General features: G+C 68.1%; 24 protein-coding genes. 15 read left to right on the top strand and 9 right to left on the bottom strand.

Annotated features, from left to right (window positions below):
• Positions 1–6: 6 nt before the first annotated feature.
• Both AC1RR5_RS07675 and AC1RR5_RS07670 read right to left on the bottom strand, forming a co-directional pair.
• Entirely contained in the window at positions 7–1,497 is a 1,491-nt protein-coding gene (locus tag AC1RR5_RS07675; RefSeq protein WP_492920657.1) for an aldehyde dehydrogenase, read from the bottom strand.
• Between the two features lie 65 nt (positions 1,498–1,562).
• On the bottom strand, positions 1,563–2,237 hold the full coding sequence (locus AC1RR5_RS07670; protein WP_492920656.1) for a GntR family transcriptional regulator: 675 nt from the start codon (positions 2,235–2,237) through the stop codon (positions 1,563–1,565).
• A 71-nt stretch (positions 2,238–2,308) separates the two neighbouring features.
• On the opposite strand from AC1RR5_RS07670, the gene aptA reads away from it, so the two are divergent.
• A complete protein-coding gene (aptA, locus tag AC1RR5_RS07665; RefSeq protein ID WP_492920654.1) occupies positions 2,309–3,622 on the top strand; it encodes an omega-aminotransferase AptA in 1,314 nt (437 codons plus the stop codon).
• A gap of 51 nt (positions 3,623–3,673) precedes the next feature.
• On the top strand, positions 3,674–4,375 hold the full coding sequence (gene gst / locus AC1RR5_RS07660; protein ID WP_492920653.1) for a glutathione transferase, Atu5508 family: 702 nt from the start codon (positions 3,674–3,676) through the stop codon (positions 4,373–4,375).
• On the opposite strand, the gene AC1RR5_RS07655 is transcribed toward gst, so the two are convergent.
• Together AC1RR5_RS07655 and AC1RR5_RS07650 are read right to left on the bottom strand one after the other, a co-directional pair.
• On the bottom strand, positions 4,372–5,322 hold the full coding sequence (locus tag AC1RR5_RS07655; protein WP_492920652.1) for a bifunctional helix-turn-helix transcriptional regulator/GNAT family N-acetyltransferase: 951 nt from the start codon (positions 5,320–5,322) through the stop codon (positions 4,372–4,374). The two genes, gst and AC1RR5_RS07655, sit on opposite strands and share 4 nt — an antisense overlap.
• 67 nt (positions 5,323–5,389) lie before the next feature.
• Positions 5,390–5,872 carry a hypothetical protein gene (locus AC1RR5_RS07650; protein WP_492920650.1) on the bottom strand — a complete coding sequence of 161 codons (483 nt, stop codon included), beginning with the start codon at positions 5,870–5,872 and terminating at the stop codon, positions 5,390–5,392.
• Positions 5,873–6,013: 141 nt separating this feature from the next.
• On the opposite strand from AC1RR5_RS07650, the gene AC1RR5_RS07645 reads away from it, so the two are divergent.
• The 7 genes from AC1RR5_RS07645 (at position 6,014) to AC1RR5_RS07615 (ending at position 12,812) form a co-directional block, all read left to right on the top strand.
• The gene (locus AC1RR5_RS07645) at positions 6,014–6,385 is read left to right on the top strand and encodes a BlaI/MecI/CopY family transcriptional regulator (RefSeq protein ID WP_492920648.1); all 372 of its coding nucleotides are present in this window, start codon (positions 6,014–6,016) and stop codon (positions 6,383–6,385) included.
• The gene (locus AC1RR5_RS07640; RefSeq protein WP_492920647.1) at positions 6,385–7,842 is read left to right on the top strand and encodes a M56 family metallopeptidase; all 1,458 of its coding nucleotides are present in this window, start codon (positions 6,385–6,387) and stop codon (positions 7,840–7,842) included. The genes AC1RR5_RS07645 and AC1RR5_RS07640 overlap by 1 nt, the downstream gene beginning before the upstream one ends.
• Positions 7,842–9,170: a M56 family metallopeptidase gene (locus AC1RR5_RS07635; protein ID WP_492920646.1), complete on the top strand. Its 1,329-nt coding sequence runs from the start codon at positions 7,842–7,844 to the stop codon at positions 9,168–9,170. Before AC1RR5_RS07640 ends, AC1RR5_RS07635 begins: the two co-directional genes overlap by 1 nt.
• A gap of 98 nt (positions 9,171–9,268) precedes the next feature.
• A complete protein-coding gene (locus AC1RR5_RS07630) occupies positions 9,269–10,618 on the top strand; it encodes a pectate lyase (protein ID WP_492920645.1) in 1,350 nt (449 codons plus the stop codon).
• A 79-nt stretch (positions 10,619–10,697) separates the two neighbouring features.
• Positions 10,698–11,816, top strand: coding sequence for a chorismate synthase (gene aroC / locus AC1RR5_RS07625; protein ID WP_492920643.1), 1,119 nt, complete (start codon positions 10,698–10,700; stop codon positions 11,814–11,816).
• A 177-nt stretch (positions 11,817–11,993) separates the two neighbouring features.
• Positions 11,994–12,536: a response regulator gene (locus tag AC1RR5_RS07620; protein WP_492921314.1), complete on the top strand. Its 543-nt coding sequence runs from the start codon at positions 11,994–11,996 to the stop codon at positions 12,534–12,536.
• A gap of 48 nt (positions 12,537–12,584) precedes the next feature.
• On the top strand, positions 12,585–12,812 hold the full coding sequence (locus AC1RR5_RS07615) for a hypothetical protein (RefSeq protein WP_492920642.1): 228 nt from the start codon (positions 12,585–12,587) through the stop codon (positions 12,810–12,812).
• On the opposite strand, the gene AC1RR5_RS07610 is transcribed toward AC1RR5_RS07615, so the two are convergent.
• The 3 genes from AC1RR5_RS07610 to queC all read right to left on the bottom strand — a co-directional run bounded on the left by AC1RR5_RS07610 (position 12,813) and on the right by queC (position 14,611).
• Positions 12,813–13,178, bottom strand: coding sequence for a 6-pyruvoyl trahydropterin synthase family protein (locus tag AC1RR5_RS07610; RefSeq protein ID WP_492920640.1), 366 nt, complete (start codon positions 13,176–13,178; stop codon positions 12,813–12,815).
• Positions 13,179–13,250: 72 nt separating this feature from the next.
• Positions 13,251–13,883, bottom strand: coding sequence for a 7-carboxy-7-deazaguanine synthase (gene queE, locus AC1RR5_RS07605; RefSeq protein WP_492920638.1), 633 nt, complete (start codon positions 13,881–13,883; stop codon positions 13,251–13,253).
• Positions 13,880–14,611 (bottom strand): 7-cyano-7-deazaguanine synthase QueC, encoded by a 732-nt coding sequence (gene queC / locus AC1RR5_RS07600; protein WP_492920636.1) that lies wholly within the window; start codon positions 14,609–14,611, stop codon positions 13,880–13,882. The genes queE and queC overlap by 4 nt, the downstream gene beginning before the upstream one ends.
• A 468-nt stretch (positions 14,612–15,079) precedes the next feature.
• On the opposite strand from queC, the gene AC1RR5_RS07595 reads away from it, so the two are divergent.
• From AC1RR5_RS07595 to AC1RR5_RS07585, 3 genes are all read left to right on the top strand, one after another.
• Positions 15,080–17,911: a TonB-dependent receptor gene (locus tag AC1RR5_RS07595; protein WP_492920634.1), complete on the top strand. Its 2,832-nt coding sequence runs from the start codon at positions 15,080–15,082 to the stop codon at positions 17,909–17,911.
• A 200-nt stretch (positions 17,912–18,111) separates the two neighbouring features.
• Positions 18,112–19,644, top strand: a complete 1,533-nt coding sequence (locus tag AC1RR5_RS07590) for a response regulator (protein WP_492920633.1) — start codon at positions 18,112–18,114, stop codon at positions 19,642–19,644.
• Between the two features lie 106 nt (positions 19,645–19,750).
• The gene (locus tag AC1RR5_RS07585; RefSeq protein WP_492920632.1) at positions 19,751–20,479 is read left to right on the top strand and encodes a helix-turn-helix transcriptional regulator; all 729 of its coding nucleotides are present in this window, start codon (positions 19,751–19,753) and stop codon (positions 20,477–20,479) included.
• Here the strand turns inward: AC1RR5_RS07585 and AC1RR5_RS07580 are convergent, their stop codons facing one another.
• Positions 20,480–20,806 carry an Mpo1-like protein gene (locus tag AC1RR5_RS07580; protein ID WP_492920631.1) on the bottom strand — a complete coding sequence of 109 codons (327 nt, stop codon included), beginning with the start codon at positions 20,804–20,806 and terminating at the stop codon, positions 20,480–20,482.
• 145 nt (positions 20,807–20,951) lie between these two features.
• Here AC1RR5_RS07580 and AC1RR5_RS07575 point away from each other — a divergent pair, with 145 nt between their 5' ends.
• On the top strand, positions 20,952–21,761 hold the full coding sequence (locus AC1RR5_RS07575; RefSeq protein WP_492920630.1) for an acyl-homoserine-lactone synthase: 810 nt from the start codon (positions 20,952–20,954) through the stop codon (positions 21,759–21,761).
• A 264-nt stretch (positions 21,762–22,025) separates the two neighbouring features.
• Positions 22,026–22,457 (top strand): helix-turn-helix domain-containing protein, encoded by a 432-nt coding sequence (locus AC1RR5_RS07570; RefSeq protein ID WP_492920629.1) that lies wholly within the window; start codon positions 22,026–22,028, stop codon positions 22,455–22,457.
• A gap of 110 nt (positions 22,458–22,567) precedes the next feature.
• Here AC1RR5_RS07570 and AC1RR5_RS07565 read toward each other — a convergent pair whose 3' ends face one another.
• Complete coding sequence (locus tag AC1RR5_RS07565; protein ID WP_492920628.1) at positions 22,568–22,921, bottom strand: PilZ domain-containing protein; 354 nt, start codon at positions 22,919–22,921, stop codon at positions 22,568–22,570.
• Between the two features lie 222 nt (positions 22,922–23,143).
• Here AC1RR5_RS07565 and AC1RR5_RS07560 point away from each other — a divergent pair, with 222 nt between their 5' ends.
• Entirely contained in the window at positions 23,144–24,112 is a 969-nt protein-coding gene (locus tag AC1RR5_RS07560; protein WP_492920627.1) for a glucokinase, read from the top strand.
• The last annotated feature ends 59 nt before the right edge of the window (positions 24,113–24,171 follow it).

Below are 24,171 nucleotides of genomic sequence, written 5' to 3'. Positions count from 1 at the left end.
GGCGGGCTACCTCAGCGTCACGGACACCGACTTCAGGTCGGCGTACTTGTGCAACGCATGAAGGCTGCGGTCGCGGCCGAAACCCGACTGCTTGAAGCCCCCGAACGGCATGGTGATGTCGCAGGCGTCCCAGCCGTTGACCCAGACCAGCCCCGCCCTCAGCCGCTTCGCCCCACGCAAAGCGCGGTTGATGTCGGAGGTCCACAGGCCGGCGGCGAGGCCGTAGACCGTGTCGTTGGCCAAGCGCAGGGCCTCGTCCTCGGACTTGAAGCTCATCACCCCCAGCACCGGGCCGAACACCTCCTCGCGGGCCAGGGTGTGGTCGGGCTCCAGGCGGTCGAAGATGGTCGGCTCGACATAGAAGCCACCGGTCTCCTGGCGCACGCGCTGGCCGCCCAGCACCCGCCGCGCGCCCTGGCTGTCGGCGGTGGCGATGTAGTCGAGCGCGGTGTTCATCTGCCGCTCGCTGACCATCGCGCCGAACTGGGTCGAGGCGTCCAGCGGATCGCCGACGACCATGCCCTTGGCCACGGCCACGACCTTCTCCAGGAAGGCGTCCTTGATCGAGGCCTCGACCAGCAGGCGCGAGGCGGCGGTGCAGACCTCGCCCTGGTTATAGAACACGCCCCAGGCGGCGGCCTGGGCGGCGGCGTCCAGGTCGGGACAGTCGGCGAAGACAATCTGGGGTGACTTGCCGCCCAGCTCCAGGCTGACCCGCTTCAGGTTCGAGCGGGCCGAATATTCCATCAGCTTGCGACCGACCGGCCCCGAGCCGGTGAAGGCGATCATGTCGACGTCGTTGGACAGCGCCAGCGCCTCGCCGGCGACGGAGCCCAGGCCGGGGATGACGTTCAGAACGCCGGCCGGAAGCCCGGCTTCCAGCGCCAGCTCACCCAGCTTCAGCGCCGTCAATGGCGACTGCTCGGCAGGCTTCAGCACCACGGAGTTGCCCATGGCCAGCGCCGGCGCGACCTTCCACATCGCCATGTGCAGCGGGAAGTTCCACGGCACGATCGCGCCGATCACGCCCAGCGGCTCGTGGACCGCATAGCTCAGGCGATCGGCCGGCGAGGCGCCGACCTCGCCATAGACCTTGTCCAGCGCCTCGGCGTACCAGCGGCAGGTGCCGATCGCGAGCGGGAGATCGACGTTGCGGGCGTCGCTGATCGGCTTGCCGACGTCCAGGCTCTCCAGCAGGGCCAGCTCCTCGGCGTCGCGCTCCATCAGCTCGGCCAGGCGGAAGAGGACCTTCTTCTTGGCGCGCGGCCCCTGGTCGCGCCAGCGGCCGTCCTCGAAGGCGGCGCGGGCCGAGGCAACGGCGCGGGCGACATCGTCGGCCTGGCACGACGCCACCAGGTTCAGCACCTGACCATCGCGCGGCGAGACGTTGTGAAAGGTCGCGCCCGAAGCCGCCTCGACCTGGACGCCGTCGATGATCGCCTGGCCCGGCACGGCCAGCCGCGAGAGACGTTCGGAAATGTCGACGGGCAGGGTCACGCGGGATAATCCAGACTAATTGTGATCACAGTTTGCGCCGGGCGCGGAAGTGTCAAGCACTCGACTCATGCGGCCGCCTCCACGGCGGTGCGCATCTTGTCCATGCCTTCGGAAAGGTCAGCGGCGATGGCGCGGCGGGCGCCGTCCGCGTCACCCGCTTTCAGCGCCGTGATCGCCTCGGCGTGGCGGTCGGCGGCCAGGTCGTTGGCCCCGACGCGGCCGAACACCACCCGCATGAACGGACCCACCTGCAGCCACAGGCCGCCGGCCATGGCCTCCAGCACCTCGGCCCCGGCCCGCTCGTAGATGGCGAAATGGAAGGCGTGGTTGGCGGTCATGTAGCGGTCGACATCGCCCAGCCGCAGGGCCTCGTCGACATCGGCGTCGATGGCCTGGAGCTGCCGGATCAGTCCGGTGTCGGCGTTTTTCGCGGCCCGCGCGGCCAGTTCCGGCTCGACCCACAGGCGGGCCAGGGACAGCTGCTCCAGCCGGTCGGCCGTCAGCGACGGCACGGACAGGCGCTTGTTGGCCGGATTGATCGCCAGCGCCCGTTCGGCCACCAGCCGGCGGACCGCGTCGCGCACCGGCATCGGGCTGACACCGAGCTCGGCGGCGAGACTGCGCAGGCTGACGCCCTTGCCCGGCGCGATCCGGCCGGTGATCAGCGCTTGGCGGATCGCCTCATACACCTGGTCGTGGACGGCTGTCTGATCGGCGAGCGGTTTGCGCACTTTCCTCACTACCAGATGCAGGTGACTTGCCAAGTCACACCCAACTGCGATCACAATGCAAGGCCCCTGAGGATCACCCCATGACCAGCGCCAACGACCTCGACGCCTTCTGGATGCCGTTCACGCCGAACCGGCGGTTCAAGAGCAACCCGCGCATGCTCTCGTCGGCCAGCGGCATGCTGTACAAGACGCCCGAGGGCCGCGAGGTGCTGGACGCCACGTCCGGCCTCTGGTGCGTCAACGCCGGTCACGATCGGCCGAAGATCCGCGAAGCCATCCAGAAGCAGGCGGCCGAGATGGACTACGCGCCCTGCTTCAACATGGGCCACCCGCTGGCCTTCCAGTTCGCCTCGCGCCTGGCCCAGGTGACGCCTGCGGGCCTGGACCGGATCTTCTTCACCAACTCAGGCTCGGAGTCGGTCGACACCGCCCTGAAGATCGCGCTCGCGTACCATCGCGCCCGGGGCAAGGGGACCAAGACCCGGCTGATCGGCCGCGAGCGCGGCTATCATGGCGTGGGCTTCGGCGGCATCTCGGTGGGCGGCATTCCGACCAACCGCAAGTACTTCGGCAGCCTGCTTACCGGCGTCGACCACCTGCCCCACACTCACGGCGTGCCCGGCAACCTGTTCGCCAAGGGCCAGCCCGAGCACGGCGCCCACCTGGCCGACGACCTGGAGAAGATCGTCGCCCTGCACGACGCCTCCAACATCGCCGCCGTCATCGTCGAGCCGGTGGCCGGCTCCACCGGCGTTCTGGTCCCGCCCAAGGGCTATCTCGAACGCCTGCGAGCCATCTGCGACAAGCACGACATCCTGCTGATCTTCGACGAGGTCATCACCGGCTTCGGACGCCTGTCGGCGCCGTTCGCCGCCGACCGCTTCGGCGTCACGCCCGACCTGATCTGCATGGCCAAGGGCCTGACCAACGCCGCCGTCCCGTGCGGCGCGGTGGCCGCCTCGACCAGGATCTACGACGCCATGCTCGAGGGCGCCGACGCCCCGATCGAGCTCTTCCACGGCTACACCTATTCGGCCCACCCGCTGGCCTGCGCGGCGGGCTTGGCCACCTTGGAGACCTACCAGGAGGACGACCTCTTCGCCCGCGCCGCCGGCCTGGAGGGCTACTGGCAGGAGGCCATGCACAGCCTGGCCGACGCCCAGCACGTGATCGACATCCGCAACCTGGGCCTCGTCGCCGGCATCGAGCTTTCGCCCCGCCCCGGCGCCCCGACCGCGCGGGCCATGGAGGTGTTCGAGACCTGCTTCGACGAAGGCCTGCTGATCCGCGTCACCGGCGACATCATCGCCCTGTCGCCGCCGCTGATCCTGGAGAAGGCCCACATCGACCGGATGGTCGAGACGCTCCGCAGGGTGCTGAGCAAGGTCGACTAGAACGGACGCGCCGGGCGGGCGTTGTCACCGGACGTTTCCGGGAGCCCCGCCATGTCCGACTACGAGCTCTACTACTGGTCCGCGCCGTTCCGGGGCCAGTTCGTGCGCGGTGTCCTGGCCTTCGCCGGCAAGGCCTGGACCGAGGCCGGCGACGACGCGATCGGCAAGCTGATGGCTGGGCCAGTCAAGGCCATGCCGATCCCGTTCATGGGTCCGCCCCTGCTGGTCGACCGCAAGGCCGACGTCGCCATCGCGCAGATGCCGGCCGTCGTCCTCTATCTGGGCGAGACGCTGGACCTGCTGCCGAACGATCCGGCGCTGAAGGCCCTGACGCTGAAGATCGTCTGCGACGCCAATGACGTGATCGACGAACTCACCCTGGATGGCGGCCGCCAGATGTGGACCGACAAGCGCTGGGAAGAGTTCGAGCCGCGCCTGCGGAAATGGATGTCGTTCTGGGAAGACACTGGCCGCCGCCATGGCCTGAAGGCCGGCAGCGGCTTCCTGCTCGGCGGCGACGCGCCGGGGATCGCGGACGTGGTCACGGCCGTCCTGTGGTCGACGATGACCGAACGCTTCGACAAGATCGGCGAAATCCTGGACGACGCCGCCCCGCACACCGCCGCCCTGGTCCGCCGCGTCGCCGACCTGCCGCCGCTCAAGGCCCTCGCCGAAAAGGCCCGCGAAGACTACGGCGACACCTGGTCCGGCGGTCAGATCGAGGCCTCGCTGCGCAAGGTGCTGGGGGCCTAGGCCTTCAACGACATCGCCACGTCGCACCGCTCATACCGCGCCCCGAACAGGCGCATGATCTCGGCGTCGTGGACGAAGCCCAGCTTCTCGTAGAGGTGGATCGCCGGCGCGCACTTCCTGTTGGTCAGCAGATAGACCTTGTCCATGCCCAGGCTGGCGGCGCGTTCCAGGGTCTTGGCCAGCAGATATTCGCCGACCTTGAGGCCCCGCGCGCTTTGCAGCACGCCCATCTTGGTCAGCTCGACCCAACCGTCCTTGGACACCATCAGGGCGCAGGTGCCGACCACGCCCAAGTCCGGGGTCTCGGCGAACAGCACCACGCCGCCCTTGTCGAGGATCAGCTCGCGCGGGTTGGACAGCAGGGCGATGTCGTTTTCCTCCAGGGCGAACATGTCCTGGATCCACTCGGCGTTGATCCGATAGAAGGCCTCGGCCAGGTCATCGGAGAAGTCGCGCGCCCACATGGCCGGCGGGCCGGCGCGCTCGATACGGGCCAGCAACGAGGCTTCGGCGAGGCGCGCCTCGACCTTGGTCAGCCCTTGCATGAAGTCGCCATTCAGGCCCGCGACCAGCTCGGCGGCGGCCGGCTCGATGCGCGGCAGGAGCTCGGTCTGGACCCGAACCAGCAGGGCCTCGCCCTTCTCGGTCAGGGCCAGACGCCGGGAGCGGCCGTCGCCTGGCACGGGACGCGCCTCGACGAAATCGCCCAGCGTGCCGAGAGCCCGGGTCACGGTCGGCTGGGCCAGCTGCAGGCGCTCGGCCAGCTCACCGACCGCGATCGGCCCGTGCAGGCGAATGGTCATCAGCAGCGACATCTGGGCCGGCTGCACCGGCAGGTCCAGCGACCGCGCCACCTCGGCGGCGTCGGCCTGCATGCGCTCGGCCAGGCGTTTCAGCCGGCTGCCCAGGAACCCCACGCCAAACCCCGCCAGCAGATCGACGTCCATGTCGAACCTCCATTTCATAGCACGCTATATAGCTAGCTATGAAATGGCTGAACTGGCAATAGGCTGATTACATCTTGAAAGGCCGGACGACGGCGCACCGCACCTCGTTGTTGATGACCGTGACCGCCGCCGACCGCGCGCCGGTGAGGTCGTAGAACCGGTCGCGCCCGCCCAGCGACACGAGCAGATAGTCCGGCGCGCTGAACTTGCAGACGGAGTAGCGGACCTTCGCGCCGTCGATCCGGTCGACCAGATGCGTGCAGCTCATCGTCCCGCCGACGCGCCGGTATAGCGCCTCGTCATAGGGCGTGGCTTGCGGGTAGCGGCGCAGGCTGCGGAAAACCTCAGGGGCGAGCGGCGCGCAGGCCGGGCCGCTGACGCGCCAGAACGCGTCCCGGCGCGCTAGCTCGGCGCGATCGTGGCGCGCCATGACCTCGGCGCCCACGCCGATCAACGCCACGAACCCGATGGCGATCGGCGCCCAGCGCCAGAGGCTTCGCCGACGACCTTCCAGGGGCAACTTCCGGATACTGACCTGATCGGTCGCCATGATTGAACTCACATTTGTAATCTAGATGTACGTTCGTAAATCATGATCCCGCGCCTGTCACTACCGAACGTCGTTCATCACACTTGACGCCAATGCGTTACATTTGTAGCGTACTCACGACATCACGAAGGCTCCACCGCCATGACCGAACCCTCCGACCTGGAACTGGAAGTGCTGAAAGCCTTCTGGCGCGGCGGCGCAATGAGCGCCCGCGAGGCGCAGGGCCTGATCGAGCCCGAGCTGGGGTGGAGCGCTTCGACCACCCGCACCGTACTGGAGCGGATGGTGGCCAAGGGCCTGCTGGTCCGCCGCTCGGTGCACGGCCTGGCGGTCTATGAGGCCCGGACGGGCAAGGTCGACGTGATCGGCGGCGTGCTGAACCGCCTGCGCGGCCTGCTCGAGATCGACGGCCGCCTGCCGGCCTCGGCCTTCGCCGGCAGCCAGATCCTGTCCGAGACCGAGATCGCCGAACTGGAGACCCTGCTCAACACCCAGGGCAAGGAGGACAAGTGATGCATCCGCTGCTCACCTCCACCGCCTTGGGCCTGATCGCCGCCTGGCCGGTCGGCGTGCTGGGCCTGGGCCTGGGCCGCCTGGTCGAAGGCCTGACCGAGGATCCCCGCCCGCGCGCCGCCGCCTGGAGCCTGGCCTACGCCCTGCCCGCCGGCGCCCTGGCCGCGACCGTGGCTCTGACCTTCGCGCCGACGCCGGTCGCCGAGGTCCCCATCGCTATGACCGCGCCGGTCGTGGCGACCGCGCCGGCCTGGACGTCGGAAGGCGAACTGACGACCAACCTGGCCTGGAGCCTGGTCGGGCTCTCGGTCGCCGGCCTGCTCGCCCGGGGCCTTCGCTGGAACCGGGGCCGTCGTCGCCTGGCGGCTATCCGCGCGACTGCTGAGCCCTGCCAGGACACCGCCTTGATCGAGGCCATCCGCCTGCGCGCCGCCCGTCTTGGCGTGAAAGCCCCGCCCGTGCGGGTCAGCGCCGAGATCGCCGAGCCGCTGCTGGCCGGCGCGCGTCGCCCGGTGATCCTGCTGCCCAAGGCGCTCGTCGAGAGCACCGACGCCCAGCGGTTGGAGCTGGTCTGCGGCCACGAACTGGCCCACCTGCAGCGCGGCGACAACTGGCGCATCCCGGCCGAGGAGGCCGTGGCCGGCCTGTTCTGGCTGGCCCCGCCGGTGGCCGCCCTGCGCGGTCGGATGCTGGCGGCCCGCGAAGCCGTCTGTGACCAGACCGCCCTGGCCGACGCCGCGCCCGAGGCTCGCCGCGACTATGCCCGCGTGCTGGTCGAGGCCCTAAGGATGAACGCCCTGCCCGCCGCCCAATCGGCCTTCACCGGCCGTGAGCGCAACCAGGTTCGCATGCGCTTGTCGGCCATCCTGCAGCCGCGCGGCAGCGCCTCGGCCGGTCGGGTCGGCCTGGCCATCGTGCTGGGCGGCGCGCTGACGGCGGCCACCGGCGCGGGCTCCCTGGCCCTGGCCGAACAAGCCCGCCGCCTGGCTCCGCCCGAGCCAGCCATCGCAGCGGAGGAAGCCGCTCCGGCGGCGGCCGTCGCACCCGCGATCGAAGCCGCCGAGGCCGCGCCGATGGCGACTCAGGCCGCACCAGCCGCGCCGGCAGCAGAAGCCGCGCCGGCCGCTCCGATGGCGGTCGCCGTCGCGCCCGATCCGCGCCCTGACCCGCGACCGAACCCGCAGCCAGATCCTCAACCCCGGCCAAACCCGCAACCCAATCCGCAGCCGAACCCGCAGCCGCATGTCGAGGTCAGGGTCGCGGTCGAGCCGGCCGTGTCGGTGCAGACGGAGATCCAGCCGACCATCCGGCTGATCCTGCCCAGCGACAAGGCGCAGGACCTGGGCCGGCGGATCAAGGTCATGAACCCCGACGTCAGCACGCGCACCTCGACCCAGTCCAAAGCCTCGGTCAGCGTCAACGTGCGCAGCGCCGAGTCTCCGTGGGAGCGCCGCTGATGCATCCGCTCTTCGCTTCCGCCGCGCTCGGCCTGATCGCCGCCTGGCCCGCCAGCGGCCTGGGCTGGCTGCTGGGCAAGGCCGCCGACCGCCTGACCGGCGATCCGGCTCCGCGCGCCCACGCCTGGAACCGCGCCGTCGCCCTGCCGCCGTCCATGCTGGCCGTGATGGTCGCCATCCGCGCCCTGCCCGAGGACACCACCGCGCCCGTCTACCAGGTCGCCATGACCTCCAGGGCCGTCGCCTCCGCCGGCGCGGCTATGAACGAGGTCTCGGCCCGGGCGCTGTCCAACGTCAACGGTGTCGAGACCCTGGGCGGCGCGCTGATCCTGGGCGCGCTGGGCGGCCTGGCTGTCGCAGCCGCGCGCCAGGCGATGGGCCGCGCTAAGCTCAAGCGCATCGTCGACCGGGCCCGCCCCGTGTCGCAGGAGCTGGCCCTGGCCGTCCGCGCCGCCGCCCGCCGCATGGACACCGGCCGCCCCGAGGTGAGGATCAGCGACGACATCGACCAGCCCCTGCTGGCCGGCCTGCTGACCCCGGTCATCCTGCTGCCCGCCGAACTGGTCGCGCGCCTGCCTATCGAGCGCCTGATCCCGGTCTGCGCCCACGAGTTGGGCCACCTCAAGCGTGGCGACAATTGGCGGCTGTTGTTCGAGCACCTTCTGGGCGGCCTCTTCTGGATGGCCCCGCCCTACGCCGCCCTGCGCACCCAGGCCGCCGCCGCCCGCGAGGAGCTGTGCGACGCCCTGGCCCTCGAGGGCGCCAGCCCGGCCATCCGCCGCACCTATGCCGAAACCCTGGTCGACGTGCTGCGCACCCGCGCCGCGCCCACCCTGCATCCCGCCTTCACCGGCAAGGGACGGAGACCGATCCTCATGCGCCTGAAAGCCATCACCGAACCTGGCAAGCCCGCCAACCTGGCCCGTCGCGCCCTGCTGGGCCTGGCCGGCCTGCTGGCGATAACCACGGCCGCCGCCGGCTCCATCGCCCTGGCCCAACAGGGCGAGGCCCACAGCCGCAGCCGCACCGTCATCAGCGACGACGCCGGCCAGTACATCGACATCCGCTCGGACTATGTCCGGGTGACCAACGCCGAACTGGCCAACGGCAAGCTGAAGATCCCCGAGGGCCAGATGTCGACCTATCACGGCCACATCCTGGTGCGCGGGCGGCTGACCGCGCCCCAGACCCAGGTGCTGCTGAACGGCAAGGCCGCGCCGGCAGGCTTCGACCCAACCACCCTGGAGCGGGGCGACATCCGCGCGCTGGAGGTCACCAACTACAAGAGCGACCGCAAGCCCCGCGTGGTGCTGAACGTCATCATGTAGCTTATGACACCGGTGGACAAAGCCGGTTTCACTCTGCATTTTCGCTCCCGATCAGACGGCGACGCCAAGCACGCCGCCGTCGCTTTCGGGGATGGACCATGCTCAGCCGCCACCTTCTCGCCGCCGCCGGCGCGCTCGCCCTGACGTTCGCGGCCGGCTCGGCCCTGGCGGCTGACGTGCTGGCCTTCCCCGGCGCCGAGGGCGCGGGCCGGTTCAGCACCGGTGGTCGTGGCGGCGCGGTGCTTCGGGTGACCAACCTGGAAGACGCCGGCCCCGGATCCTTGCGCGCGGCCGTCGAGGCCAAGGGCCCACGCACGGTCGTCTTCGACGTCGCCGGCACGATCCAACTGAAGACCCCACTGAAGATCTCCAATGGCCAGATCACCCTGGCCGGCCAGACCGCGCCGGGCGGCGGCATCACCCTGCGCGACCAGACCCTGATCGTCAGCGCCGACGACGTCGTCATCCGCTTCATCCGCTCGCGCCTGGGGGCCGAGAGCAAGGTCGAGGGCGACGCGATCTGGATCTCGGGCGGCCGCCGGATCATCCTGGACCACGTCTCGGCCAGTTGGTCGGTGGACGAGACCCTGTCGGCCTCGGCCCGCTATGACCAGCCTGGGCAAGGCTTCTATGACCTGACCGTCCAATGGTCGATCATCGCCGAGAGCCTGGCCCACTCGATCCACGTCAAGGGCGACCACGGCTATGGCAGCCTGATCCGGGGCGGCAACGGGTCGAAGATCAGCTTCCACCACAACCTGTGGGCCAACCACATGGCGCGCGCGCCGCGTCCCGGCAATTACGAGGGGCCGGACAAGGATCCGATCGGGGCGTTCTTCGATTTCCGCTCGAACGTCTTCTACAACTGGGGCAGCGACAAGTCGGGCTACAACGCCGACAAGGCGACGCTGTCGGCCTACAACTTCGCCGACAACGCCTACATCCCCGGCCCCAGCTCGCAGAAGCCGATCGCCTTCAAGGAAAGCGACACGCTGGCCAGGGCCTATTTCGCCGGCAACAGCATGGGCGGCGTAGTCCCGGCCGATCCGTGGAGCCTGGTGACCTTCACCATCCCCGAGCCCGCGGGCTATCGCCTGGCCTCGCCCGTGGACGTCGCGCCGGTGACGCCCGAGAGCGCCGACAAGGCCTATGCCCGCGTGCTGGCCGACGCCGGCGCCTCGGTGTGGCGCGACCCGGTCGACACACGGATCCTCGACGGCGTGAAGACGCGCACCGGCAAGGTCATCAACATCCAGTCCGACGTCGGCGGCTGGCCGGTGCTGCCGGCAGGCAAGCCGGCCAAGGACACGGACGGGGATGGCATGCCCGACGCCTGGGAGAAGGCGCACGGCTTCGATCCCAAGACGGCCAACGGGGCGGTCGTCGGCAAGGACGGTTGGACGAACCTGGAGCTCTATCTGGCCGACGCGGCCAAGGTTCGCGGCTGAACACTCCAGATCCTCCCCCTGACGGGGGAGGATCTTGCGGCTTTTGCGACGCGCCCAGCTTTCCGCTAGAAGCCGCCCCATGTCGCACAACACCTTCGGTCACCTGTTCCGCGTCACCACCTGGGGCGAAAGCCACGGCCCGGCGCTTGGCTGCGTCGTGGACGGCGTGCCGCCCGGCATCGCCCTGACGGCCGAGATGATCCAGGGGTTCCTGGACAAGCGCCGCCCGGGCAACGGCAAGTTCGTGACCCAGCGCCAGGAGCCGGACGCCGTGCGCATCCTGTCGGGCGTGTTCGAGGACGAGCGCACGAACGGCCAGCGCACCACCGGCACACCGATCAGCCTGATGATCGAGAACACCGACCAACGCTCCAAGGACTATGGCGAGATCGCCCAGGCCTTCCGTCCCGGACATGCCGACTATCCCTATTTCGCCAAGTACGGCGTGCGCGACTATCGCGGCGGCGGGCGCAGCTCGGCGCGCGAGACGGCGGCCCGCGTGGCGGCCGGCGCGGTGGCGCGGCTGGTGATCCCCGGCGTGACGATCCGCGCCGCTCTCGTCCAGATCGGCCCGCACGCCATCAATCGCGACAACTGGGACTGGGCCCAGACCGAACAGAACCCCTACTGGTCGCCGGACGCTGAGATCATCCCGGTCTGGGAAGAGCACCTGGAGACGATCCGCAAGGCCGGCTCGTCGACCGGCGCCGTCGTCGAGGTCGAGGCCATCGGCGTTCCCGCCGGCTGGGGCGCGCCGCTGTATGGCAAGCTGGACGCCGAGCTGGCCGCCGCCCTGATGTCGATCAACGCCGCCAAGGGCGTGGAGATCGGCGAAGGCTTCGCCAGCGCCGCCCTGACCGGCGTGGACAATGCCGACGCCATGCGCCTGGGTCCCGACGGTGAACCGGTGTTCCTGAGCAACCACGCCGGCGGCGTCCTGGGCGGCATCTCGACCGGCCAGCCGCTGGTGGCGCGCGTGGCGTTCAAGCCGACCTCGTCGATCCTGATCCCGCGCCAGACCCTCAACGAGGCCGGCGAGGAGGTCGACCTGCGCACCAAGGGCCGCCACGATCCGTGCGTCGGCATCCGCGGCGTGCCGGTGGTCGAGGCGATGACCGCGTGCGTCCTGGCCGACGCCTTCCTGCGCCACCGTGGGCAGACTGGCGGGCATGTACACGCGCCTGGCGCGAGCCGCTGATACCGTAAACAATGGTCAGTTGACGTGCCATTAACTGGTCTTACCACTGAATTAGTTCAGCTTTCGAGTTGACGTGCATACGTTTGCAGGCGTAAGCCTCGCTTGAGCGTATCCCCTGGCGCGCGATCACTACGCGCCAAGGTTGCGATGCGCGACGCGATGGAGGGGGCTCAGCGCGTGCGGTTCGACCTCTTGAAGATCCTGCTGGTCGACGACAACCAGCATATGCGGCTGCTGCTGATCGAGATCCTGCGCGCCATCGGCGTACGGCAGGTCTATGAGGCCATGGATGGGTCTGAAGCCCTGTCGATCCTGCGTTCCACCGCGATCGACGTGGTGTTTACCGACCTGTCGATGAACGGCCTGGACGGCATCGACTTCGTCCAGCTGGTGCGCAACTCGACCGACAGCCCCAACCCGTTCGTGCCGATCGTGATGATCACCGGCCACTCGACCGAGCGCCGGGTGAACGAGGCGCGCAACGCCGGCGTCAACGAGTTCCTGGTCAAGCCGGTGACCGCGCGCGGCGTCATCCACCGCCTGACCCTGCTGATCGAGAATCCCCGCCCCTTCGTCCGGGCCGGCGACTATTTCGGCCCCGACCGCCGCCGCCGCGACGATCCCCGCTATCAGGGCGAACGTCGGCGCGCGGACGACAAGAGCGAGCTGTATGTGGATGACCCGCAGATCGGGCGCGGCCATCCGACGCGGAGAATTTAAACCATTCGCCGGGTAGAAGATGGTGAACAGCGTTTTGTGAGCTTCACCATGACCCTTCGCCGCACCGCCCCCATCGCCGCCATCCTCGCGATGGTCGCCGTCTCGCAGACGGGCTGCCTGGCCGCCGCCGCGGTCGGCACCGTGGCCGGCACGGCCATCGGCGTCACCGGCGCGGTCGTCGGCGGGGCCGGCAAGGCCGTCGTCGCCACCGGCAAGGCGGTCATCCCCGGCGACGGCAATAGGGACCGCCGCGACCGTGACGAGTACCGCCGCTAACTAGAGACTCAGCGCGCAGCGCTCGCCGATGGTCGGGCGCGACAGCTCCACGCGCGACAGGCCCGGGAACTGGGCCTTCAGCCGTTCCGCGAAATAGAGACACAGCCGCTCCAGGGTCGGGACTTCCAGGCCCGGGCGGTCGTTCAGGAGGCCATGGTCCAGCTCGGCCGCGACGGCCTTCAGGGCGACGTCCAGCGCCTCCAGGTCGGCGACCCAGCCCTCTTCCTGCATCTGCCCGCGCACGCTGGCCTCGACCTTGAACGAGTGGCCGTGCAGCTTGCGATAGCGATGGTCGGTCGGACCTTGCTCGATGTAATGGGCGGCGTCGAAGAACGCAGCCTTCGTGATCTCGAAGACGGGCTTCATAGGGACTTCTTTGACTAAGGCCTGGGAGGCTCTAGCGCATCGACCCTGTCACCAAGTCGAGCGCCTTATCCGTCAGGGCAGGCCGAGATATTTGTGCGTTTGGACGCTTAAACGCCATTGTGGGTGCGAAAGGCAATAGGCGACGGCCAATTGCGTGTTCCTGTCGCGGTCCGGGCCATCCATCGGCTGCAGGTAGAAACGCTCGAAATCCAACTCGGCGAAGCGCTCCGGCATGGCCTTGTCCTGCGGAAAGACCAGCTTCAGCTCCTGGCCCGAGGTCTGGACCACCGGCGCGTCGGCCTTGGGGCTGATGCAGATCCAGTCGATCCCGGCCGGAGCCTCCAGCGTGCCGTTGCTCTCGCAGGCGATCTGGAAGCCGCGCGCGTGCAGCGCCGCGATCGCGGCCTCGTCCAGCTGAAGGAAGGGCTCGCCGCCGGTGCAGACCACCAGGCGGTCGTCCGGCCCGCCGGTCCACTGGGCCTCGACCGCCGCGGCCAGGTCATCGGCCGTGGCGAACTTGCCGCCGTTCTCGCCGTCGGCGCCGACGAAGTCGGTGTCGCAGAAGGTGCAGACGGCCTTGGCGCGGTCCTGCTCGCGGCCGGTCCACAGGTTGCAGCCCGAGAAGCGGCAGAACACCGCCGCCTTGCCGGCCTGGCCGCCTTCGCCCTGCAGGGTCAGGAAGATCTCTTTGACGGAATAGGTCACGCGCCCACCGGCTCTTGGGAAAGCGCCTCGCGCCCGGCCGCGTCCCACTCGACATAGCCCTTTTCGCGCAGCTCGCACGCCGGGCAGGTCCCGCAGCCGTGACCCCAGGCATGCAGCTCACCGCGTTCGCCCTGGTAGCAGGTGTGGCTTTCCTCGACGATCAGCTTGACCAGGTCCTCGCCGCCCAGCGCCTTGGCCAGGCCCCAGGTCTGGGCCTTGGTCAGCCACATCAGCGGGGTCTCGACCCGGAAGTTGCGGTCCATGCCGAGGTTCAGCGCGAGCTGCTGGGCGTCCAGCGTGTCGCGGCGACAGTCGGGATAGCCCGAGAAGTCGGTCTCGCACATGCCGCCGACCAGGGCGTCGATGCCCCGGCGGTCGGCGAGCGCGGCGGCGTAGATCAGGAACACCAGGTTGCGGCCCGGCACGAAGGTCGAGGGCAGGCCGCGCTCGGTCATCTCGATGGCGCGGTCGGCGGTCAGGGCCGACTGGGCCACCTGGCCGAAGCTCTTGATGTCCAGCACGTGGTCCTCGCCCAAGCGATCGGCCCACTGTGGGAAACGCGCGGCGACCTCGCGACGGACGTCCTGGCGAGCCTCCATCTCGATGGAATGGCGCTGGCCATAGTCGAAGCCGACCGTCTCGACACGCTCATAGCGCGCGAGGGCCCAGGCCAGGCAGACGCTGCTGTCCTGGCCGCCGGAGAATAGAACAAGCGCGGCTTCGCTCATGCGAGCCTCTCGGATGCAAAGATCGGGAACATGGGCCCTCCTCTACACGAGGCAAGGCCGGGCCGGAACAGCGTGGCCTGAGAAGGCGCGACTCACGCGATACTCCGATGACGAACCAAGACGAAGTCTTTCGCCAACGAACTAAGGCCAGGGCCCGTGATAGCGAAGCCTTGTGGCGCTTGTCGCGCCACGCTTCCGCTACGTCAACGCCAAACCCGATCTTCTAATGCGTTGTAAACTTACACCTAGCAGGAGAACACCACCTCTCGGAAAGTGAAAAGCTGTAACCTATCGCTGTTCACTTACGATCAGGCCAGTTGACAGCTTTCAAACGCAAGTATGCAATCTGCCAATGCTGCGAGGGGCTCGCCGTACGCCCGCGTGGTGAAAACAGTACGGCGCCGAGGAAACATCGACCCTCGCAGGCTCCACACATAAGGCGCCGCTTGGGTTCAGGGAGGGAATTCAATGTCGCAAACTCTGCGTATGCGGAGCCTTTTGGTCATGGGCGCTTCGGCGGTCGCGATCTCCGGCCTCGCCGTCCCCGCTTTCGCTCAAACGGCCAAGCCGGCCCAACAGAACACCACCGTCATCGAAGAACTGGTCGTCACCGCCCAGAAGAAGGAAGAAGCGCTTCAGGACGTGCCGATCGCGGTGTCGGCCTTCAGCCAGGACAGCCTGGAAGCGCAGAAGATCGACGGCGGCCCGAACCTGCAGCTGGCGATCCCGAACGTCACCTTCGCCAAGAGCAACTTCACCAACAGCTTCAACTTCCAGATCCGCGGCATCGGCGCCAAGGCCGTCGGCGCGTCGGCCGACCAGGGCGTCGGCGTCCACATGAACAACGCCCCCATGCAGTCGGGCAACCTGTTCGAGGCCGAGTTCTACGACGTGGAACGGGTGGAAGTGCTGCGCGGCCCGCAAGGCACGCTGTACGGCCGTAACGCCACCGGCGGCGTGGTCAACATCATCACCGCCAAGCCGACCGACCAGTTCGAGGCCAATCTGCGCGCCGAGTACGGCAACTACAATTCGATCAAGCTGCGCGGCATGGTCAACGTGCCGATCTTCGGCGACAAACTGGCCCTGCGCCTGTCGGGCACCTCGCTGAAGCGCGACGGCTTCGTCACCAACACCTTCAACAACCACGTCGTCGACGACCGGGACCTGTACTCGACCCGCGTCCAGGTGATGTTCAATCCGACCGAGAAGCTGCGCACCAACTTCCTGTGGGAACGCTTCCACGAGGACGACAGCCGCGCCCGCACCGGCAAGCAGCTCTGCACCAAGGACGAAGGTCCCGCCACGGTCGGCGGCGTGCCCACCGGCGCGGCCCGTCGCTACCTGACGCAAGGCTGTCTGCCCGGCTCGCTGTACGCCCCGGGCGCCTATGGCACGGTCAACACCTCGGGCACCCTGACGGGCCTGCTGGGCAACATCTTCGGCTTCACCTCGGGCGACGCCAACGTCGGCGACCGCACCTCGACCAACCTGCGCGAGATCGAGACCGCGCTGGACCCGCTCTACCAGTCGGGCTCCAACGTCTACCAGTTCACCCTGAACTACGACCTGTCCGACGCGCTGACGCTGACGGCGATGACCGCCTACAGCAAGGGCAGCGTCTATACCAAGCAGGACTACAACCGGAACGTCTCGCCGGTCGCCTTCAACAGCACGCCCTTCACGCCGGGCGGCTTCTTCAACGACCCGCAGGTCGGCAACACCAACAAGTTCACGACCATCGACGTCTCGTCGGGCCGCTCTGAACAGTTCAGCCAGGAACTGCGCCTGCAGTCCAACTTCGATGGCCCGCTGAACTTCAACGTCGGCGGCATCCACTTCACCTACCGGACCCTCACCGACTACTACGTGATCGGCAACTCGCTGACCCTGTCGTCGATGGCCCTGAACGCCTCGAAGGGCCTGTCGCCCACCTGCAACCCGGCGACCGTCGCCAACTGCATCGGCATCGACACCTCGGCCACGCCCACCGGCGAGGGCCACAACTACTATGACAACCGCACGCCCTATAACCTGGTGTCGGACGCCCTGTTCGGCGAGCTGTACTGGCAGGCCAACGACGACCTGAAGTTCACCCTGGGCCTGCGCCAGACCCGCGACAAGAAGGCGGTCAAGAACTACTCGACCGTGCTGCTGGCCCCGGGCTACGGCCTGACGCTGAACCCGACCAACCCCGACCAGCGCGCCCGCTTCAGCGAGCTCACCGGCCGCTTCGGCTTCGACTACAAGGCGCACCTGGGCTTCACCGACGACACCCTGCTCTACGCCTTCTACTCCAAGGGCTATAAGGGCGGCGGCATCAATCCGGGCGTTCCGGCCGGCGCGATCGGCATCAAGCAGACCTTCGCCCCCGAGTTCGTCAACGCCATCGAGATCGGGACCAAGAACACCCTGGCCGGCGGCAGCGTGCTCTTCAACGTCACGGGCTTCCACTACGACTACCAGGGCTACCAGATCAGCAAGATCGTGAACCGCACCTCGGTGAACGAGAACGTCGACGCCAAGGTCTACGGCTTCGAACTGGAATCGATCTGGTCGCCGGTCCGGAACCTGCGCCTCAACGCCACCGTCGGTTATCTGAAGACCAAGATCGGCGATGGCGTCACCTCGATCGACACCATGAACCGCACCCAGTCCAACGCGGCCTATACGGTCGTGAAGGTGGGCCCGCAGGCTTCGTCGGTCGGCGCCAACTGCGTGCTCAACACCGTCGGCGTCGCCACCATCCTGGGCGCGGGCGCCGGGGCCACCCTGCCCTGGGCCTGCACGGGTCCGGCGGCCTATCAGGCGTTCCTGTCGACCCCGGCCGCCCTGGGCGGCGCGGGCCTTCCCGGCCCGACCGCCGCGTTCTTGGCCAATGCCACGGGCCTGTTCAACTACGGCGCCGGCTACTCGATCGAAGGCACGGCGGCGGACCTGTCGGGCAACGAGCTGCCCAATTCGCCGCACTGGACGTCATCGGTCGGCGCCCAGTACACGCTCGAACTGTCGGGCGGCTGGTCGGCCACCCTGCGCGGCGACTACTACCGCCAGAGCAAGCAGTTCGCGCGCGTCTACAACACCGCCTACGACCAGCTGAAGTCCTGGGACAACGGCAATGTCACCCTCAAGGTGGAGAAGCCGGAGTGGGGCGTCTCGATCGACGCCTACGTCAAGAACATCGGCAACAAGACCCCGATCGTCGACGCCTACACCACCGACGACAGCTCGGGCCTGTTCACCAACGTGATCACCGCCGAACCGCGCCTGTACGGCGTGGCGATCACCAAGTCCTGGTAAGGGACGTTTCGAAGCAATCTCGGAAGGGGCGGCAGTCACTCGCCGCCCCTTTGTCATGCCTAGTTTTCGCCGCGCGTGTCGGGCGCTCGACAGAAAACTCTGTGTATTCCGACATTACCGGTTTGGGAGCGCTCCCAACTTAACGACTCCGCAAGGGCGCCGGGGGCATGGTGCCCCTCCAAATCCCAGCGAAGCGCCGTATGGAAACGCTGACCCGTCTGATCGACACCCGCGCCCCGATCTCGCCCGCCACGTCTTGCGACGAGGTCACGGCGATGTTCGACGCCGATCCGGCCCTGGCCGCCCTGGCGGTCGTGGACCCAGATCGCACGCCCATCGGCCTCGTCTATCGCGACGTGCTGCAGGGCATGATGCGCGTGGCCGGCGCCCTGCTGGCCGACAAGCCGATCTCCGAGGTCATGGACACCGACCCGCGAACGGTCGCGGCCCAGACTGACGCCAGCAACTTCGTCAACGCCCTGGCCGACAGCCTGACGCCGGTGTTCCGCACCGCCTATGTCGCCGTCGACGCCGCCGGCCGTTACGCCGGCGTGGGCGGCCTGGCCTCGCTGCTGGCCTCGCACCGTCGCCGTCAGGGCGAAGCGCGCGACGCCATGGCCATGGTCGAGCGCATGGCCGTCGACATCGGCTCGCACCTGGACGGCGTCCTGGCCATCACCGAGCGCCTGGAACAACAACGCCTGACGCCCGACGCCTCGGCCTTCGTCCGCGCCATCGGCGACACCAGCCGCGACATGGGCGCGACGGTCGCCCGCGCGATCGACCTGCACCGCTCGGCCCGCGGCCAGCTGACCATCAACGCCGCTCCGACCCGTCTGCGCGACTTCGCCGACGCGGTCGAAAGCCGCTGGGCCGCTCGCGCCCACGAGGGCGGCTCGACACTGCTCGTCTCCTACGACGGCGATCCGGAATGCGGCGTCGAGGTCGACGGCGAACGCCTGCTGCAGGTGTTCGACATCCTGATCGAGAACGCCCTGTCGGCCGGTCGCGGCACGATCGAGGCCCGCCTGACGGCCCGCGCCGAGGGCGACCACATCCGCCTGGAAGGCCAGGTGCGCGACAACACCGGCAGCCACGCCGAAGAGCGTCTGGCGCGCGTCAACGATCCGCTGGGCGACACCAGCCAGCAGGACCGCAACGAGATGGCGATGGCCGTCGGCGTGGCCCTGGCTCACCGCCTGCTGCGCGCCATGGGCGGTCCGCTGCACGCCGAGGCCAATCGCGGCGCCGGCCTGACCGTCGCCTTCGAGCTGCCCCTGGCCGCCGCCGCGGCCGAAGCCGAGGTCCACGAGACCCAGGAAGTCACCGGCCGCGCGGCCCACATCCTGATCGTCGACGACAACGCCACCAATCGCATGGTCGCCGAGGCCCTGTGCGACATGTTCGAGTGCACCTCGGAACAGGCCGTCGATGGCGTCGAGGCCGTCGAGATGGCCAAGAGCGGCCGCTACGACCTGATCCTGATGGACATCAAGATGCCGCGCATGGACGGCATCGCCGCCACCCGCGCCATCCGCGACATGGCCGGCCCCGCGGGCGTCGTGCCGATCGTGGCCCTGACCGCCAACGCCGATCCAGCCGACGTCCAGACCTACATCGCCGCCGGCATGCAGGACGTCGTCGAAAAGCCGATCAAGCCCGAACGCTTGGCCGTGGTCCTCAGCGCCCTGCTGAACGGCGAGGACGAAGACGGCGAAGAAGCCGCCGCCTAGAGCCCCCTGGCGCGACTCTTGGTCGCTCCACTCGGGAGAGTAGGCGCTTGCAGCCGCCTCGCATCCGCGCCTAGCTTGGCTCCGCGAGTGCGGAGTAACCAGACGCGTGCTGAACACGGCGGAACAACAGGCCTGGGCTTTCCTGAGCCAAGCGCCCCACCTCGGCTCGGCCGAAGAGGTGGAGACCCACTTCGCGCAGGCCATCGCCGCCTTCGGCTACGACAAGTTCTGCGCCACCCTGGTCAATGCCGAGCACTACGGCAAGGAACCCCCGACCCTCAGCCGCCAGGACTTTGACAGCTGGGACACGCGCTATTGGAGCGAGCGTTACGTGGTCCATGACCCGTGCGTGAAACTCCTGCTGAAGTCGCCCCGCTCGTTCGCCTGGACCGACGCCAAGCCGCTGGGCGACAATCGCGCCCAGTCGATGTGGGGCGAGGCCTCGGACCTGGGGATGAACGACGGTTATGTCGTGCGCGTCTTCGGCCCGGCCGGCCAGGAAGTGCTGATCCGCATGGCGACCGAGGCCCCCGACACCGATCCGACCAAGCGCGCGGTGATCGACAGCCTGGCCACGGTGTTTGGCACCATCATGCTCAAGCACTGGGAAATGCAGGACGACAATCCCGACTACGGGATCCTGTCCGAGCGCCAGGCCCAATGCCTGTACTGGGCCGGTCGCGGCAAGACCGACTGGGAGATCGGCGCGATCCTCGAGCTGTCGCCCCGCACAGTCCACCACCACATCGAGGCCGCCAAGAAGCGCCTGGGCGTGGTCAAGCGCCAGGAAGCCGTGCTGAAAGCCGGCGAACTGGGGTTGTTTTCAAAGCTCTAGCTAGAACTTCCGCCGCCCTGTGATCACCTCGAACCACAGCCGGAAATCGCCCATCAGGCTGTAGAGCGGATACTTGAACGTCGCCGGCCGGTTCTTCTCGAACACGAAGTGGCCGATCCAGGCGAAGCCGTAGCCGATGACCGGCGCGGCCAGGAAGAACCGCCAGTCCTTGGCCAGGCCCAGCATCAGGGCGACGATCACCAGGGTCGTGCCGATCACGTGCAGCCGCCGGCTGACCCGATTGACGTGTTCGGTCAGGTAGAACGGATAGAAGGCCGCGAAGCTGCGGTAGCGCCCTTCAGCGCCCTGTGGGTTCGCCGTGTTCATGCCTCCGATGCTGATCCCCAACCGTCGCCGTGGCAAGCCTTACGCGTGTGGCTAGAGAGCACCATAGGCCGTTTGGCCTATCGTCAGTTTCGCGGATCATGTCCCTTAATCCAGGTCGTCCACTCGCAGGTTTTGGGGGCCGGCCATGATCCACATCATCACTTCCGAAAATCGCCATCTGTACGGCCCCCAGCTCTGGGCCATGCACGAGGAGCGTCGTCGCCAGTGCGTCGAGAAGAACGGCTGGGTCGACCTGGTCGTGCTCAACGGCGGCGAGGCCGACGACTATGACGACCACCGCGCCATCTACCTGCTGGGCTTCAACGACGACATGGAGCTGGAGGTCGGCCTGCGCCTGCGGCCCACCGACGACCGCTGCATGCTGGCCGACAAGTTCCCGCACCTGATCGCCCCCGGCGAGACGCCCAAGAAGGGCCTCGACGTCTGGGAAGCCACGCGCCTGTTCACCACCGAGGCCTATCGCAAGCGCAAGGGTCCGGGCCGTGGCGAGCGGGTGTTCGAGTGCTGGGCGGCCGCCTTCGAGCTGGCCCTGCGCCACGGCGTGACCCGCTTCGTCGGCATGATCGACATGCAGCTGTATCCGGGCATCCTGAATTCGCCGATCGACACCCGCCTGGTCGGCATCCCCCGCCCCTACGAGTACGGCATCGTCGCCGGCTCGGAGATCGCGGTGAGCCATCAACTGCTGGACCGGGTGCTGGAGGCCATCGGTCGCGAGTCCCCGATCGGCTACGAGATCGACTCTCTGGACCTGATGGCGTTCGGCGACATCGCCGCCGTCCAGCGTCAGGTGACCCGCGCCATGACGCCGCAGCTGACCGCCGGCCAGGAGCGCGACGAGATGCTGGCGGCCGAGACCCTGTTCCGCCTGCACGACACCACCGGCCAGGCCCGGCGGATCTGGGGCGACCGGGCCCGACAGCTCAACGCCTGACACAGCAAGGCTTCGCGGCCCTTCGGCTCGCCCCGCCCGGGCGGGCCGAAGACATTTTCGCCACCGATGCGCGCGTTATGCTCGCCTGACGAAAGTAGGTCGCGCATCGGTTGGCGGCGAATCGCCTTGTGGGCGACTAGCCTCCTCGTTTCGGGGAAGGAAGCAGGACCATAGCGACAAGTCGCCGCGCATGGAGGTCCCTCGCTTCCACCGACGTCACGGTCGTGTCATCTTCCCCGAACAACCGTTGGAGGCGGAAAACACATGAGCGAAGAAACTGAAGGCCGACGCCCCAACCCTGTCGATCTGCATGTCGGTGGTCGGGTTCGGATGCGTCGCAAGCTGCTTGGCGTGAGCCAGGAACAGCTGGCGGACTCCCTGGGTCTGACCTTCCAGCAGGTGCAGAAGTACGAACGTGGCGCCAACCGCGTCAGCGCCTCGAAGCTGTACGAAATCGCCAAGACCTTGCAGGTCCCGGTGTCGTTCTTCTTCGATGGCCTTGCTGACCCGATGAGCGGCACGGAAGTCGACGACGCCACCCAGCACGCCGAAAAGGTCGTTCAGGAATTCCTGACCACCCCGGAAGGTCTGGAGCTGGCCGAGGTGTTCCCGCGTATCGGCCGAGGCCGTGTTCGCCGCCAGGTTCTCGACCTGGTGCGCGCCATGGCCGATGAAGCCTCGCGCGAGACCGCCTGAGCAGGACATCACGCGGCCGGCCGCGCCAACCCTGAGCGCGCGGTTTAGTACACAGAGTAAGACGAGACCTCGGTCGGCGGGCCGGGGTCTTTGTCGTTTTCGGGTCTGGCTCAGCCGGTCGAGACGTCCGATTGCGAGGCCAGCCAGATGCGCTTGGCCGAGCCCGCCACGGCGGGCGTAAGCCCGCGAAGATCGTAGGTCCGGACAATGCGCAGACCGACCTCGCGGTCGCGCTGCCAGGCGACGGTGACGTCGTGGGCCAGGCCCGCGGCCAGGTCGACCAGCTGGACTTTCCCCGGCGGCGCGGTGTTCGACAGCAGCTGAATCCGCGCGCCGCTGCTCGACAGATCGCGGATCACGCAATCCCAAGCGAAGGCGCCGCACAGGACCTTGCCGGACCTCTGAGTCTGGATCCGGACCGCTGTCCGACGATCGCTTTCCACGCCTGACGCGTACTTCGCCATAGGGGGATAAACGCACGGCGCGGTTAATCGCCCGTGCAAATTTAAGATTTTTATAGTGAAGGTTAACGCGGTCCGAACTCGAAGCGGGTTTTGGCTTTCAGCGGTGACAACCTTGTCATAACGTTGTTCTTCAGTGATAGCTTCCGTTTACCGATCGATGTTACCGGTACAACAGAATTCATCAGAAGCCGGACAGAAGATCAGGCCGAACGAGGAAACGACATGGCTAAGGGATCGGTCTTGTTGGCCGACGTAAACGGGCGTGACCTGGCGTTAGCGGTCGTGCGCCCCGGCGATCCGCCGCGTGAGCATCAGGAACTGGCCTGCGGGTCGCTGCGCGAACTGGAGCAGCATCTGGCCGCAGCGCTGGCTGGCCATGGCGAGCTGATCGGGGCGGCGATCTGCGGCGCAGGTCCGGAGATCGACGGCGCCATCGACCTAACGGCCGGCGACTTCACCGTCACCCAGTCGTGGCTGCGGGCGGTGCTGAAGACCCCGCGCGTGGCACTGCTCAACGACTTCGCCGCCTGCGCCCTGGGCGCGCCGCGTCTGGCTCCGACGGCCATGACCGTGATCCATGACGGCAAGCCGGCCAAGAACGCGCCGATCGCCGTCATCGGCCCCAATCTCGGCCTCGGCGTCGCCGGTCTGTCGCCGCATCGCAACGACGGCTGGGTGCCGGTGGTCAGCGAAGGCGGCCACATCGACTTCACCCCCGGTGAGGCCCGCGAGGTCCCGGTGTTCTCGGCCCTGCAGATCAAGTACGGCCGGGTCTCGGCCGAGCACTTCCTGTCGCAACAGGGCCTGGTGGACATCCACATGGCGCTGGGCGGCGGCAGCGACAGCGACGACGTGATCCTGGCCCGCGTCCGCGACGGCGACGCGCGGGCCCGCGAGGCAGTGTCGATCTTCAGCGCCCTGCTGGGCGCCTTCGCCGGCGACGCGGCCCTGATGTTCGCCGCCCGTGGCGGAGTCTATATCAATAGCCCGCTGATGGAGCGCATCGACGGCATGCTGGACCACGCCGCCTTCGCCCGGCGGTTCTCCGACAAGGGCCGGATGAGCGCCTATCTCGAGGGCATCCCGGTCTACCTGACCATCGGCCGCTGCACGTTGCTGGGGCTGTCGGGGCTCTTCAGCGCCAGCGACATGAAATACTCGGCCGAAGAGGTGAAGTTCCTGGACTGCTGAAGCGGGTCCAAAATCCTCCCCCTAGCGGGGGAGGTGTCGGCGCGCAGCGACGACGGAGG

This window comes from Caulobacter sp. GW821-FHT11E11 (assembly GCF_058808315.1).
This window is presented reverse-complemented; position numbering and strand designations above follow the sequence as displayed.

Bases quoted from the DNA above. Each gene is read 5' to 3' on its own strand.
- aptA (WP_492920654.1), top strand. From the start codon at position 2,309: ATGACCAGCGCCAACGACCTCGACGCCTTCTGGATGCCGTTCACGCCG.
- gst (WP_492920653.1), top strand. From the start codon at position 3,674: ATGTCCGACTACGAGCTCTACTACTGGTCCGCGCCGTTCCGGGGCCAG.
- AC1RR5_RS07655 (WP_492920652.1), bottom strand. From the start codon at position 5,322: ATGGACGTCGATCTGCTGGCGGGGTTTGGCGTGGGGTTCCTGGGCAGC.
- AC1RR5_RS07650 (WP_492920650.1), bottom strand. From the start codon at position 5,872: ATGGCGACCGATCAGGTCAGTATCCGGAAGTTGCCCCTGGAAGGTCGT.
- AC1RR5_RS07645 (WP_492920648.1), top strand. From the start codon at position 6,014: ATGACCGAACCCTCCGACCTGGAACTGGAAGTGCTGAAAGCCTTCTGG.
- AC1RR5_RS07640 (WP_492920647.1), top strand. From the start codon at position 6,385: ATGCATCCGCTGCTCACCTCCACCGCCTTGGGCCTGATCGCCGCCTGG.
- AC1RR5_RS07635 (WP_492920646.1), top strand. From the start codon at position 7,842: ATGCATCCGCTCTTCGCTTCCGCCGCGCTCGGCCTGATCGCCGCCTGG.
- AC1RR5_RS07630 (WP_492920645.1), top strand. From the start codon at position 9,269: ATGCTCAGCCGCCACCTTCTCGCCGCCGCCGGCGCGCTCGCCCTGACG.
- aroC (WP_492920643.1), top strand. From the start codon at position 10,698: ATGTCGCACAACACCTTCGGTCACCTGTTCCGCGTCACCACCTGGGGC.
- AC1RR5_RS07615 (WP_492920642.1), top strand. From the start codon at position 12,585: ATGACCCTTCGCCGCACCGCCCCCATCGCCGCCATCCTCGCGATGGTC.
- AC1RR5_RS07610 (WP_492920640.1), bottom strand. From the start codon at position 13,178: ATGAAGCCCGTCTTCGAGATCACGAAGGCTGCGTTCTTCGACGCCGCC.
- queC (WP_492920636.1), bottom strand. From the start codon at position 14,611: ATGAGCGAAGCCGCGCTTGTTCTATTCTCCGGCGGCCAGGACAGCAGC.
- AC1RR5_RS07595 (WP_492920634.1), top strand. From the start codon at position 15,080: ATGTCGCAAACTCTGCGTATGCGGAGCCTTTTGGTCATGGGCGCTTCG.
- AC1RR5_RS07590 (WP_492920633.1), top strand. From the start codon at position 18,112: ATGGAAACGCTGACCCGTCTGATCGACACCCGCGCCCCGATCTCGCCC.
- AC1RR5_RS07580 (WP_492920631.1), bottom strand. From the start codon at position 20,806: ATGAACACGGCGAACCCACAGGGCGCTGAAGGGCGCTACCGCAGCTTC.
- AC1RR5_RS07575 (WP_492920630.1), top strand. From the start codon at position 20,952: ATGATCCACATCATCACTTCCGAAAATCGCCATCTGTACGGCCCCCAG.
- AC1RR5_RS07570 (WP_492920629.1), top strand. From the start codon at position 22,026: ATGAGCGAAGAAACTGAAGGCCGACGCCCCAACCCTGTCGATCTGCAT.
- AC1RR5_RS07565 (WP_492920628.1), bottom strand. From the start codon at position 22,921: ATGGCGAAGTACGCGTCAGGCGTGGAAAGCGATCGTCGGACAGCGGTC.
- AC1RR5_RS07560 (WP_492920627.1), top strand. From the start codon at position 23,144: ATGGCTAAGGGATCGGTCTTGTTGGCCGACGTAAACGGGCGTGACCTG.